Source organism: Bartonella sp. B41 (assembly GCF_053795765.1).
The window spans coordinates 874,523-886,920 of sequence record NZ_CP200037.1 but is presented as its reverse complement, the minus strand read 5'-3'; the positions used below and the strand labels follow the sequence as shown (position 1 = coordinate 886,920).

The 12,398-nt window shown below is 36.8% G+C and carries 12 protein-coding genes and 1 pseudogene; 5 read left to right on the top strand and 8 right to left on the bottom strand.

From position 1 onward, the window contains the following. Positions 1–118 precede the first annotated feature (118 nt). On the top strand, positions 119–1,372 hold the full coding sequence (locus V4P54_RS03835) for a CCA tRNA nucleotidyltransferase (protein ID WP_455476735.1): 1,254 nt from the start codon (positions 119–121) through the stop codon (positions 1,370–1,372). 55 nt (positions 1,373–1,427) lie between these two features. On the opposite strand, the gene V4P54_RS03830 is transcribed toward V4P54_RS03835, so the two are convergent. Further along, the gene (locus V4P54_RS03830) at positions 1,428–1,892 is read right to left on the bottom strand and encodes a tRNA (cytidine(34)-2'-O)-methyltransferase (RefSeq protein WP_455476734.1); all 465 of its coding nucleotides are present in this window, start codon (positions 1,890–1,892) and stop codon (positions 1,428–1,430) included. A gap of 621 nt (positions 1,893–2,513) precedes the next feature. Here V4P54_RS03830 and V4P54_RS03825 point away from each other — a divergent pair. Next, positions 2,514–2,957 (top strand): PRC-barrel domain-containing protein, encoded by a 444-nt coding sequence (locus V4P54_RS03825; RefSeq protein ID WP_455476733.1) that lies wholly within the window; start codon positions 2,514–2,516, stop codon positions 2,955–2,957. A 142-nt stretch (positions 2,958–3,099) separates the two neighbouring features. Here the strand turns inward: V4P54_RS03825 and ychF are convergent, their stop codons facing one another. Beyond that, positions 3,100–4,203 (bottom strand): redox-regulated ATPase YchF, encoded by a 1,104-nt coding sequence (ychF, locus tag V4P54_RS03820; RefSeq protein ID WP_455476732.1) that lies wholly within the window; start codon positions 4,201–4,203, stop codon positions 3,100–3,102. A 249-nt stretch (positions 4,204–4,452) separates the two neighbouring features. Between ychF and V4P54_RS03815 the strand changes: the two genes are divergently transcribed. Further along, positions 4,453–5,220: a L,D-transpeptidase gene (locus V4P54_RS03815; protein WP_455476731.1), complete on the top strand. Its 768-nt coding sequence runs from the start codon at positions 4,453–4,455 to the stop codon at positions 5,218–5,220. Between the two features lie 148 nt (positions 5,221–5,368). Here V4P54_RS03815 and pth read toward each other — a convergent pair whose 3' ends face one another. From pth to lgt, 6 genes and pseudogenes are all read right to left on the bottom strand, one after another. Then, on the bottom strand, positions 5,369–5,947 hold the full coding sequence (pth, locus tag V4P54_RS03810) for an aminoacyl-tRNA hydrolase (RefSeq protein ID WP_455476730.1): 579 nt from the start codon (positions 5,945–5,947) through the stop codon (positions 5,369–5,371). A 73-nt stretch (positions 5,948–6,020) separates the two neighbouring features. Beyond that, on the bottom strand, positions 6,021–6,641 hold the full coding sequence (locus V4P54_RS03805) for a 50S ribosomal protein L25/general stress protein Ctc (protein ID WP_455476729.1): 621 nt from the start codon (positions 6,639–6,641) through the stop codon (positions 6,021–6,023). A 404-nt stretch (positions 6,642–7,045) separates the two neighbouring features. Beyond that, positions 7,046–7,978, bottom strand: a complete 933-nt coding sequence (locus tag V4P54_RS03800; RefSeq protein WP_455476728.1) for a ribose-phosphate pyrophosphokinase — start codon at positions 7,976–7,978, stop codon at positions 7,046–7,048. Between the two features lie 183 nt (positions 7,979–8,161). Then, the gene (pgeF, locus tag V4P54_RS03795) at positions 8,162–8,944 is read right to left on the bottom strand and encodes a peptidoglycan editing factor PgeF (RefSeq protein ID WP_455476727.1); all 783 of its coding nucleotides are present in this window, start codon (positions 8,942–8,944) and stop codon (positions 8,162–8,164) included. An 85-nt stretch (positions 8,945–9,029) separates the two neighbouring features. Next, positions 9,030–10,100 carry a class I SAM-dependent methyltransferase gene (locus V4P54_RS03790; RefSeq protein ID WP_455476726.1) on the bottom strand — a complete coding sequence of 357 codons (1,071 nt, stop codon included), beginning with the start codon at positions 10,098–10,100 and terminating at the stop codon, positions 9,030–9,032. Beyond that, positions 10,075–10,954: pseudogene (gene lgt, locus V4P54_RS03785) on the bottom strand (prolipoprotein diacylglyceryl transferase). Before lgt ends, V4P54_RS03790 begins: the two are co-directional and overlap by 26 nt. A 217-nt stretch (positions 10,955–11,171) precedes the next feature. Between lgt and V4P54_RS03780 the strand changes: the two are divergent. Together V4P54_RS03780 and V4P54_RS03775 are read left to right on the top strand one after the other, a co-directional pair. Continuing rightward, a complete protein-coding gene (locus V4P54_RS03780) occupies positions 11,172–11,429 on the top strand; it encodes an accessory factor UbiK family protein (RefSeq protein WP_455476725.1) in 258 nt (85 codons plus the stop codon). 385 nt (positions 11,430–11,814) lie between these two features. Further along, positions 11,815–12,315, top strand: coding sequence for a YbjN domain-containing protein (locus V4P54_RS03775; protein ID WP_455476724.1), 501 nt, complete (start codon positions 11,815–11,817; stop codon positions 12,313–12,315). The last annotated feature ends 83 nt before the right edge of the window (positions 12,316–12,398 follow it).

Here is a 12,398-nt window from a genome sequence, read left to right as displayed (position 1 = left end):
AAATAGAGCGATAATATTTAAATGAAGAGATAGTGTGTTTTGTAGGTAGATATATTGAAAATATTATTCTTTAAGGATGTTAGCTTAGAGACATAGTTATTGTTTGAGAGGTGAAAGGGTGGACGTAATACAAAATTTAAAAAATGCTGATTGGTTACAGCGTGAAAGTGTACAAACACTTCTTCATATTTTATCTGTTGATGGTGAAGAGGCGCGTATTGTTGGTGGAGCAGTACGCAATCAATTGCTAGGGCAGCTTATTAGTGATATTGATATTGCTACAACTTGTTTGCCGCAACAGGTTATGGAGCGTGTAGAAAAAGCAGGATTTAAAGCTATTCCTACAGGTATTGCGTTTGGTACAGTGACGGTAATTGCTGGAGAATGTTCTTATGAAGTTACGACTCTTCGTTCTGATTTTGAAACAGATGGTCGTCATGCAAAGGTAGTCTTCGGTCGTGATTGGAAAAAGGATGCCGAGAGACGAGATTTTACGATTAATGCACTTTATTGTGATGCGGTTGGTAATCTTTATGATGTGGTGGGAGGATTAGATGACATTGCTAGCCGAACAGTGCGTTTTATTGGTATTGCGGAAAATCGTATTCATGAGGATTATTTGCGTATTTTGCGGTTTTTTCGCTTTTTTGCTTGGTATGGGGTTGGGCGCCCAGATGCTCAGGGATTAAAGGCATGCGTTTTTTTAAAGAAAGGTCTGCAAAGACTTTCATCTGAGCGTATTTGGGAAGAGATAAAAAAACTTTTTTCTGCTCCTAATCCGATACGTGCTCTTTTATGGATGCGCCAAAGTGGAATTTTAACGCTTATTTTTCCAGAAACAGAGAAATGGGGCATTGATGCGATCCACTCACTTGTGAAAGTAGAACAAATTTTCGGATGGAAAATAGATCCTCTTTTACGACTAGAAAGCATTCTACCTCCTGATCTTGCGCGTCTCAATGAAATGGTGCTTCGTTTGCGCTTATCTAATAAGGAGGCGATACGATTGAAAAAATGGGCAGAATTGGATGTAATCAATCAAAATTGTTCAGATAATCTTGTACAAAAAATGATTTATTTTCATGGTCAACAGCCTGTTTTAGACCAGTTATCTTTATCTGTGGCTGCGGCACATGTTGATGCTCTAAAAGAAGGACAAGCTTCGCAAAAAGCAGCTGATTATATGAGGCTTTATCGCTTTGCTCAAAAATGGCAGGTTCCTGCTTTTCCTATTAGTGGCAAGGATTTAATAAGAAAAGGTCTAGCTAAAGGAGTAACCTTAGGAAAAAAACTCAAAGAGTTGGAGAAGGTATGGATTGAAAGTGGATTTTCTATAGGTCGTAACGAATTATTAGAAAAAATAAATTTATAGCATTGAGTTTACGTGCATGCTTTTATTATTTTTTCATAAAGCCTCCTCTCTTTTATCATATTCCGTTATAACCAATCTGGCGAAGTGCTTCTCCTGTCGTTATAGCTACGCTCATTGCGAGATTTAAAGAGCGTGCATGTGGTAATAGGGGGATTTTCAATGTGTGATCTGCTGCTTTGTGGACATAATCTGGAACTCCTGATGTCTCACGACCAAAGAGTAAGATATCATCTTTTTGATAAGATATATTCGTGTAGTATTTTTTGGCTTTGGTACTCAAAAGCAAAAGACGGCGATTGAGATGTTTTACTGCATTCATAAAATGTTGCCAGTCAACGTGCCGTTCTAACGAAGCATATTCGAGATAATCCATTCCTGCTCGTTTAAGACTGCGATCTGAAAGACTAAAGCCTGTAGGTTCAATAATGTGTACATGAAGACCAAAACAAGCGCTAAGACGTAAAATCGTTCCGGTATTACCAGCGATATCAGGTTGAAAAAGAGCAATGTGAAGGGTCATTCCTTTGATGGTAAAGCTTTTTCTTATGATTTGTAAAGGGGATCTTCGTAGCTTATTCTAAAAATATCATTTGTAGAATACATATTTTTGATTTAGCTGTTTTTCATCCAGAATTTCAGGAAAACAGTTGCAAATACAAACCTATTTCTAAATTATTGTAGCTTGAAAAAATTGATATTTTAACGCAACTTTTCAAAAGGTGATAGAAATCTAATAGAATGTTTAAAAGAACTGGAAAACATAAATTTCTGGTTATTTTCATAATTGATTGCAAGGAATATTGTACTAATTATGGTACTTTTTGAATAGGAACCTTGTTTCGTATGAGAATTAAATTTTAGAAATTGTTGAACATTATAAGTGTGATGTATTGTCTTTTTGATGTTAGTAGGTGATCCAGATATGGATGTTCATATAAAAAGTCTTTTCGTTATTTTATCTTTAATCATTTTAAGAGGGATTTAAAGAGTTAAATCTGATGCAGTTTGGAAAAGGAATTTGTAAAAAAATTGAAAAATTAAAGGAGATAAAGAGCTCAGATTTCTGATCTTGAGAGAGCTTAGGGAACAAATTCGATTATGATGCATTGAGATTTTGTAAAGTAAAAACGGAGATGTTAAAATGAAAAAAATTTTATTTACTACTGCTCTTCTGTCAGTTTTGATGGCTTCTAGCGTTTATGCTGAGTCTGTTGCAGTTCCTGCTGAGCCTGAAGTAATTTCGTCTATGGGGGTTGTGCAGGTTGGTTCCGATGTTTCTACGCGTTATGTTACACCTTCAGCAACTGATTTTGTTGCATCAAGCCTTATTGGCACAAGTGTGTATAATGTAGAAAACGAAAATATTGGAGAAGTAAAAGATATTATTCTGCGTGAAAACAGCATGGCGGGGATTGTTATTGCTGTTGGAGGGTTTCTTGGTATAGGAGAGCGTTATGTGGTCGTTTCACCAGAGACGATCCAGATGACAAATGATTATGGCAAATGGAAACTTATCATCAATGCGACGAAGGATTCTTTAAAAGAAGCTCCAACATTTAAATATGAAGGACATTGGGCACGCTAAGTTTTGCGTTTCTTTCCTTTATTTATAGACGGGAATTGTTATCATGTATTACGGTAGCACTTCCTGAAGGTTCTTAAACGGCTTTAACGAAGGAAGCCGTTTTAGTTTTTTGAAGGGTATAAAATCTTTAAATGAAGTATATTTAAATATTGTGCTTAAATAGTAAAATGTCACCATCTTGTACAATGTATTCTTTTCCTTCGTCACGGGCTTTACCTGCTTCTTTAGCTCCATTTTCTCCGTCTAAAGCTATGTAATCTTCATAGCTTATGGTTTGAGCACGAATGAAGCCGCGTTCAAAATCTGAATGGATAACGCCGGCTGCTTGTGGTGCTTTGGTGCCACGCACAATTGTCCATGCTCGTGTTTCTTTAGGACCGCAAGTAAAATAAGTAATTAGGTTTAGCAAGTGGTATCCAGAGCGAATAAGACGGTTCAGGCTTGGCTCAGAAAGTTCTAAGGCGTTAAGATATTCTGTAGATTCTTGATCATTGAGTTGAGTGATTTCTGCTTCGATAGAAGCAGAAATAATTATGCTTTGAGCATTGTGTTCTATCGCCATTTTTTCAACCATTTTTGTAAAACTATTTCCGCGAGCGGCGTCGTTTTCGTTCACATTGCAAACGTAAAGTACGGGTTTAGAAGTTAAAAGATTTAAATCGTAAAGTATGTTTTGTTCATCAGGAGAAATATCTTTAAGTAACAATCGGACTGGATTCCCTTTTTGCAGTAAATTCAATGCAGACTCCATTATAGGAAGAACTTTTAAAGCTTCTTTGTCTTTTCCTGTTGCCCTTTTACGGATTTGTGAAATTCGTCGTTCAAGACTTTCAAGATCGGCAAGCATAAGTTCTGTTTCAACAATTGTGGCATCAGAGATGGGATCAATTTTTCCTTCTACGTGGGTGATATTTTCGTCTTCAAAACAGCGTAAAACATGAATGATAGCGTCTACCTCACGAATATTAGCAAGAAATTTGTTTCCCAAACCTTCGCCCTTCGAAGCGCCACGTACAAGGCCAGCAATGTCAACAAAGCTAATGCGTGTGGGAATGATTTCTTTTGAACCCGCGATGGATGCAATTCTTTCCATTCGCAGATCTGGAACAGCAACTTCACCTGTGTTTGGTTCAATTGTACAAAAAGGATAGTTGGCAGCCTGTGCTATAGCCGTTTTTGTTAAGGCATTAAAAAGAGTTGATTTACCGACATTGGGCAATCCTACAATACCACATTTGAAACCCATAGATCTTCTTCTCTGCTTGTTATTATGATTAAGATAAAGCTTCTTCGAAGTTTCTATAACATATTTTGATAAGAGTTATAGTCTTCACTTGTTGTTAAGGAATAAAAAACTATCCCAAGAAATGGTCTGACTTGTTTTAAGTGTTTCCTGTTTAAATTATAAGAAATAGCTGAAGTTAATGTTAACATTATGCTAAGTTTTTCATAATATGTAGGCTTGCGTGATGAATTATTTGGAGAAAATATAAGAGTGTTGTTTCGCCATGCTTTTTTAACTTTATTTCTTTTTTCTTTGGTTGGATGTGTTTCTCGCCAGTCGGATATGTCTCTTGTTTCTTCTCGACAAGTTAGGCGTGTTCCAGGAGAAATACAGGCTTTATACGGGCCTGTGATTGATGAACCTTATCCATTGCCTGCTGTTGATCTTTCGACAATTGATCCAAAATTTTGGCGTCAAGAAGTAATCTACCATACGCCTTATCCTCCTGGCACACTTGTTGTAGATACTCAGAATTTTTTTCTTTACCTAATTGGTGAGAATGACAGGGCTTTGCGTTATGGTATTGGTGTTGGTAAGGAAGGCTTGGCATTTGAAGGTACAGGAATTATAGAAAGAAAGCGTCATTGGCCGCGTTGGGCTCCTACTGAGGCAATGATGGCTCGTGAGCCAGAGCGTTATGGTCATTTAGGGAAGGGAATGCCACCGGGTCCTGATAATCCATTGGGAGCACGAGCACTTTATTTATTCAAAAATAAACAGGATACGCTTTTTCGTATTCATGGATCAAATGAATCATGGTCAATTGGTCGTGCTATTTCCAGTGGGTGTATTCGTTTGCTGAATCAAGATGTGATTGACCTTTATGATCGTGTTCCCATAGGTTCTCGTGTGATTGTATTACAGAATGATAATGAGAATGTATCCAATGGGAGTGCATCTAGTGCTTTGGTTCAAAAATCAGATTCAGGTATTAAGAATTCATCTCTATCAACTGCTAGTATGAGTGAATTATTTTAATTTTAGTTAGTTGATTTTTATGGGTTTTGTTAGTTCAACCTTGGTTTTTATCAGTAATTTGTTTCTTTTAAGAAGTGAATCTATGCACAAAAGATGTTCTGTTGGAGATGCGATGTTTTTTCGTGAACCAGAGAAATTTGGTCTGTTATCATGTGTTTTTATTTTGTATTGTTTGTGAAACTTTATTCATGAAAAGACTGATGTTTCCTGTTATTAAAAAAGCAATATTTGTTGCAATTGTATCTAATAGAAGGTGTAACCATTCTTGATCAGACTTTGCAAAATTTCCTAAAACATGTTGATTAACAAACTCCTTGGAAGCAGGGTACCCAATTCCTAAGCGTATGCGGCAATATTCTGTGCCGCAATGAGCATCGATGGATTTTAGACCGTTGTGTCCGTTATTTCCTCCTCCAATTTTCACACGCACTTTTCCAGGTGAGAGGTTTAGTTCATCATGGATAACAACCAATTTTTTTACTTCTAATCTATAAAATCGTAAAATTTCACCAATAGCTTGACCAGACAAATTCATGAAAGTTTGAGGTTTTACAAGAAAAACTTTCTTATCATTTACAAATCCACTAGAAATCTCAGCCTGGAATTTTTTCGACCAAGAAGAAAAAGAGAAGGATTGATAGATAGCATCAACAGCCATGAACCCAATATTATGACGGTTATTTTGGTAGTGTAAACCAGGATTACCAAGACCAGCAATGAGCCACATGTGCGCTTTTAGTAAAGTGTAGAAGTTTAATATTTAAGTAAAAGCGGGAAAAATCCCGCTTGCTCGTTGAAGTTTATCCAGATTTTGTTTCGGCTCCATCTTCTAAATTATCATCGTGAATATCTGCACCAGCAGGAGCTGAAATGGTTGCAATGGTAAAATCTCTATCTTGAATAACTGGAGTAACTCCTTCAGGTAATTTCACCGCTGAAATATGTATAGAATCACCAATAGAGTAGCTGGAAAGGTCAATTTCAATCGCTTCTGGTATAGCATTTGCTGGTGCTGTACATTCAATTTCGTGGCGAATAATATTTAAAACACCTCCTCGTTTTATACCGATGGCTGTATCTTCATTGAGGAAGTGAACCGGAATATTAACATCCACTACTGACTTCGCTGAAATACGCAAAAAATCTACATGTATTGGAAAATCACGAACTGGATCAAGCTGATAATCTTTTGGTAAAACAAGAATTTTCTGGTTATCAACTGTGATTGTTGCAATGGTGGTGCGAAAGCCACCTGCATGAATTTTATAAAAGATTTCTTTATAGGGAACTGCGATTGCTAAGGGAGGTTGTTTGTTACCATAAATGATGGCTGGAATGAGACCGTTACGGCGAAGTTCACGGGAGGACCCCTTACCAACCCGTTCGCGTGTCTCGGCCTTAAGAGTGTAGCTTTTGCTCATGTTTGAGTCCTTATTACATGATTGGAGATCTATCAAAAACCAACAACAGTTCTTGCATGAATGTGGAGATATATGCTGTGAAACAGCGATTGCTCCATACTACGTTGCCTCCAAGGGTGTCTACGTAGAAGACTTTTCTATAATTCAAACTCTTAGTAGATGCAATAGTTACAGGAAAAATTGATTATTTCTATTTTTTTAAAGGTAAAATATTATGCAGACGGATAAATAGCGTGTTGATACTATGCAGCATATTAACATTTTAGCTTTGGAAATGTTATGAGGGTTGAGATCCTCTCTTTAATTCATGAATATTTTGTCTTTTAACTAATATTTAAAAATGTAACTTTATTAAATTGTTGTTGATCTTAAGGTATTTATTGGAGAGTTTAATAGCACTTAATTTAACCGAATAGGCTGGAAACAGATTGTTCTGCTGCTGTTCTTGCAATTGCTTCTCCTATTAAATCAGCAATTGGCAAAACACGGATGTTATGCGCGTCTTCAATTTCTTTGGTTGGCATGATTGAATCAGTAACGACCAGTTCCTTCATGTCTGATTTTGTAATGCGTTCAACAGCATTTCCAGAAAAAACACCGTGGGTGATATAAGCTGTTACACTGTTTGCACCGTGTTTCAGAAGGGCGCTTGCTGCATTACATAGGGTTCCAGCTGAATCAACAATGTCGTCAAGTAAAAGACAGTCTTTTCCAGATATATCTCCAATAATATTCATTACCTCCGATTCACCGGCACGTTCACGGCGCTTATCAACGATGGCTAGCAAACTATTTAAGCGCTTAGCTAAGGATCGTGCACGCACTACACCACCGACATCTGGTGAAACAACGATAATATTTTCAAGAGAATAATGTATCTTTATATCGCGAGAAATTGTTGGAACAGCGTAAAGATTGTCTGTTGGAATATCAAAAAAACCTTGAATTTGTCCAGCATGAAGATCCAATGTTAGAACGCGGTGAGCCCCGGCTTCAGTGATTAGATTTGCAACAAGTTTTGCAGAAATGGGAGTTCTTGGTTCAAGTTTGCGGTCTTGGCGTGCATAACCAAAGTAGGGTATAACGGCTGTGATACGACGTGCGGAAGAACGGCGAAGGGCATCAATCATGATGAGTAGCTCCATCAGATGATCGTTTGCTGGATATGATGAAGATTGCAAAACAAATACATCTTGTCCACGGACATTTTCGTGTAATTCCACGAAAATCTCCTGATCAGAAAAGCGTTTCACGGTTGCTTTACCTAATGGAATATTTAAATATTTTGCAACATTTTCAGCAAGGCGTGGATTGGAATTGCCGCAGAAAAGCTTCATGATAGAACCTCTGAATAATCACAATAAAATATGACATGGTTTTTAATTTTTTATTGTAAGATTGCAAGGAAACAATTGCAAAAAGTTACGATTTTATTCATTTCCGCTCTAATTATTCTGTTGAACACTTGGATGAGTGTGATATTTTCGCTTTATAGTTCTGTTTTAAAAAGAGTCTTATCCTTAATTTTTTAACATAATAGCAGAAATTTGTCGTCCATAGTCGGGTTCATTTCTGTGTATTGCGCGGCGATAAGAGAAAAAACGCTCCTCGTCCTGATAAGTGCAAATATTTAGACAATGAGCATTGACTTTTGCTTCCTTTAGTTGATTTGTAATAAACGCCCATAAGTTAAAATGAAAGTGATTTACTTTATCTATTTTTAAAAAATATTTATGGAATTTGCTGTTATAATTAACAAATTCATTGTAGAATTCACTCGTTACTTCGTAGTGGCAAGGGCCAATACAAGGACCGAGGATTGCTGTTATCGTTTGTCGTTGAGCGCCTTGTTTTTCCATACAGGAAATTGTTTTTTCAACAACTCCGTTTAAGCTGCCTCTCCAACCGGCATGTATAGCAGCGATGACACCAGCTTGCAAATCAAAAAGCAAAATGGGGCCACAATCTGCTGTGAGAATGCCGATTGCTAAGTTTTTTGTTGTTGTAACAAGAGCATCTGCTTTAGGATATTCATTGGTGAAAGCTTTATCAACGATAACTACTTCACAGGAGTGTACCTGATTGACTGTGACCAAATTTTTCTCTGTAATCCCAAAGTAACTGGCAACCAAAGTACGATTTTGCAAAATACGTTTTGGATGGTCGTTTGAGTTTCTGCTCACATTGAGGCTTTGGTAAAGGTTTTCTGAAACGCCGCCTTGACGTGTAAAAAAACCGTATTCTATCCCACATGTGTGGAAAGAAGAAAGATTTTTTACGAATATAGGGATTGGAGAAAGCATTATAAAAGTTCTTTATTACTACTATTTTTAACGGGGATGACATCGTAAAATATCATTGTTCGCTAATGATGTTAATTGTTACTATCTAAAGATAGGTGTACATTTTATCACTCACATGTAAAACTTTAAACAATTTTCCCATTTGATCTGAGTCTATTAGCCGTTCAACATCTTGGCGGATTTTATCTTGTAGTGCAGCATTTTTATTGGTTCCAAGTTGTTGTGCACGTTCTAGTATCCCCATTTTTAATAGGAACTCTCCTTGTTCAAAAATTTCTGCAAAACAGCCGTGTTCAAGAGCTATTTTTTTTAAAAAGGAAAAGCCAACATGTGATGTTAGGTCATGTTCGCCGGGGGCGTCGAAAATATTACGAAATTTATGTTTTGAAACAGCTTGCAATGTATCACCAAACGCGAGATCGCGAGCACCGTAATCGATGAGCAATGCAGAGCCTGTTGTTTGCATTAAGCGGGTGCTGATTTGTTGCATAAGTTGATGTCGCGAAGGAGAATGTTCAAAAATTGTTTCATCAGGTATTTCAGTATTATGGGGTTTTAAGTAAGAAGGAGGAAGTTTACGTGAACCAACGACAAATATGAAGTCTCCGCCTTTATTCATTGTAATACAACGCTCTCTCCATTCTCCATTGATTTTTATGTATTGGTCTATGGGGAGTGTATCAAAAAATTCGTTAGCAATTAAAAAAAGAGGAGCGGAGGGGAGTTGATTAAATTTTTTAATATTATGAATTTGTTTTTGATGGTGGGAAAGACGATTTTTCTGTTCGTTTATAAGGCGTTGGCTTATTTCAATAAGGAAAATTTCAGTGGAATTAAATGCTTTGATGCATAATTTTTTGATAGTCCGCAAAATATCATCCATAAGGGTTCCACGTCCTGGGCCCATTTCAGCCAAAATGAAAGGATGAGGACAACCTTTGGTTTTCCAATTTGCAAGAATCCAGATTCCAATTATCTCTCCAAACAATTGGCTTATTTCAGGTGCAGTGATGAAATCACCGGTGCGTCCAAAGGGTGTTTGTATATGATAATAACCGAATTCTGGATCTGTTAATGCCAACGTCATATATTGGCTTACAGTGATCGATCCATTTAGAACGATAATATCTTTAATTTTTTCTTTTAGAGTATCCATTATTTTATAGATTTGTATTTGAAGGATTTGAGAAGAAGATAGGTACCCAAAAGAAGCATAGGAAAAGATAAAGCCATGCCATAGGTAAATCCAGTGGAATGAAAAAGGGTAGAAAACCATTCTGGATCTTCTTGAGGTGCACGGTAGATTTCTGCAGTGATTCGTGCTATTGCATAGCCAATAATAAATGTTCCTGCTGTAGCGCCAGGGCGTTTAAATCCTTTAAAAACAAAAGTAGTAATGAATAAGACAATAAAAAGAAGAAAGCCCTCCATTAGTGCTTCATAAAGTTGACTTGGGTGACGCGGTAAATACTGTGGATCTCTTGGAAAACAAACAGCCCAAGATATTGTGGTTATATTGCCCCACAGTTCTTGGTTAATAAAATTGCATATTCGTACAATGCCGATCCCGACGGGAGCACCGGCCGCGATTATATCAAACATTGATTGTGTGTTAATGTCATTTTTACGCGCAAACAAGATCATTGCAATAACTATGCCAATGAAGCCTCCATGAAAGGACATCCCCCCATTCCATACTGCGATGATAGCACTTGGGTTATTAAAATAATAAGCGAGATCCCAGACAAGGACTTGTCCTAAGCGACCACCGACAACAATACTGATGACTGACCAGATAACAAAATTTCCTATTTTTTCCTGATTCATAGGAGGTTGGTTTGTGTGCCAAAGAGATCGGTTTTTTAGTAATTTTTGTGCATACCACCAAGAAAAAAGGATGCCTATAACGTAGCCAAGTCCATACCAATGTAGAGCTATGGGACCAAGTTGTATGATGATAGGATCGAAAAAGGTTGGAAAAGGAATAGCAGGGCAAAATAAATCGTTCATGGGCAAGCTGCTTTACATTAAGGTTGCATGATAATCAGGAACGCCAGATGGACATACAATGGTCAAGCTAAGAAATTAGTGAGTTTATACTGTAATGATAAAAAGAATGTAAAGAGATTCAAGAAAAATTTATAGTGCTAAGGAAACAAATACGGTATCTAAATATTATTATAATGCGCTATAGTGTGTGTGTAAATTCAAATTAAGGGAAAGAGATATGCATAATGGACCAAACCGCATTCTAGATGAATTAGCAAAATTAACGACAGATGCGGTCGATATTGCACAAGGTATACGGCGTGAAGCTGAAACAGTTTTTCGTTTTCAGGCTGAAAAAATAGCAAGTAGACTCGATCTCGTTTCACGAGAAGAATTTGAAATGTTTAGGGAGATGCTATTAAAAGTACACGCTGATAATGCTGATTTGAAAAAACGTCTCGATGATCTAGAAAAAATGCAGATTCAGAAAAAATAAAGTGGATTCTGTAGGAAAGTTACAGTTCTCTAAAAAATATCCCCAATTTTTCAGTGTAACGTGTAAAACTGAAAAATGCTTAATCATGAGTCTGTTAGAGTGTATTTTGTGCTTGTTTTCGTGTTTTTTTTAAAAAAAGTGTTTTTTTTTGTGTTTGGGGGCTGGTGCTGTGAAATTGTATCAATACACTGAAAATTCTTAGTGATTCGTTTTATGGTTATCGAGTTATTGGCTTGGGAACGTTATTTGTTTCTTGGTCTCGCGTGCTTCTGTTATTTTTTATGTGTATTTAGTTGGTATAGAAGGATTTTATTGTAGCGGGTGTTGTTGCGATTTGGTTTTTTTATTCTGTTGATAACGTTGTTCATATTATTGAGGGTTAATTATGAGGCTTGCATTTTGCGCCACAGAAAGGGAAGAGCATCCTGTTGACTTCATTGAGCAGATTGCTTGTAAGTACGATTGGTCTTTTGAGCGGAATGTGGAAGATGAAATTAGTGTTTGTGTAGAAGGAGAACGGGCAAATTATCGTCTTGCTTTTTCATGGATGGAAGAGCAGGAAGCTCTTCATTTATCTTGTGCATTTGATCTTTATATTGAAAATTCTCACACGACAGAAATGCATCGTTTGTTGCTGGCAATTAATGAAAAATTGCTGTTGGGACACTTTGATTATTGGCATGGAGATAATTCAGTCATTTATCGCCAAGGTTTGCTTTTAGCTGGTGGTGTTCATCCATCTCACGTACAAGTTGAAGCATTATTGATACATGCGCTTAAAATTTGTGAAAGTCATTATGCCGCATTTCAGATGGTTGCTTGGGCTGGTGAAAGTGCCTACAAAGCATTGCAATACACTTTGTTTGAAACTGTTGGGAATGCTTAAAATTATGTTTAGAAAGTTATCGTTCAATTGAATCTTTCTTTATTGTGTCTGAATAAGATTTTTTGTGATAAAGGGCAAAAGAA

Excerpts from the sequence above, each read along its gene's own strand:
- pgeF (WP_455476727.1), bottom strand. The coding sequence starts at position 8,944 with ATGCTTTCTCCAATCCCTATATTCGTAAAAAATCTTTCTTCTTTCCAC.
- ychF (WP_455476732.1), bottom strand. The coding sequence starts at position 4,203 with ATGGGTTTCAAATGTGGTATTGTAGGATTGCCCAATGTCGGTAAATCA.
- V4P54_RS03780 (WP_455476725.1), top strand. The coding sequence starts at position 11,172 with ATGCATAATGGACCAAACCGCATTCTAGATGAATTAGCAAAATTAACG.
- V4P54_RS03790 (WP_455476726.1), bottom strand. The coding sequence starts at position 10,100 with ATGGATACTCTAAAAGAAAAAATTAAAGATATTATCGTTCTAAATGGA.
- V4P54_RS03775 (WP_455476724.1), top strand. The coding sequence starts at position 11,815 with ATGAGGCTTGCATTTTGCGCCACAGAAAGGGAAGAGCATCCTGTTGAC.
- pth (WP_455476730.1), bottom strand. The coding sequence starts at position 5,947 with ATGTGGCTCATTGCTGGTCTTGGTAATCCTGGTTTACACTACCAAAAT.
- V4P54_RS03830 (WP_455476734.1), bottom strand. The coding sequence starts at position 1,892 with ATGACCCTTCACATTGCTCTTTTTCAACCTGATATCGCTGGTAATACC.
- V4P54_RS03800 (WP_455476728.1), bottom strand. The coding sequence starts at position 7,978 with ATGAAGCTTTTCTGCGGCAATTCCAATCCACGCCTTGCTGAAAATGTT.
- V4P54_RS03825 (WP_455476733.1), top strand. The coding sequence starts at position 2,514 with ATGAAAAAAATTTTATTTACTACTGCTCTTCTGTCAGTTTTGATGGCT.
- V4P54_RS03805 (WP_455476729.1), bottom strand. The coding sequence starts at position 6,641 with ATGAGCAAAAGCTACACTCTTAAGGCCGAGACACGCGAACGGGTTGGT.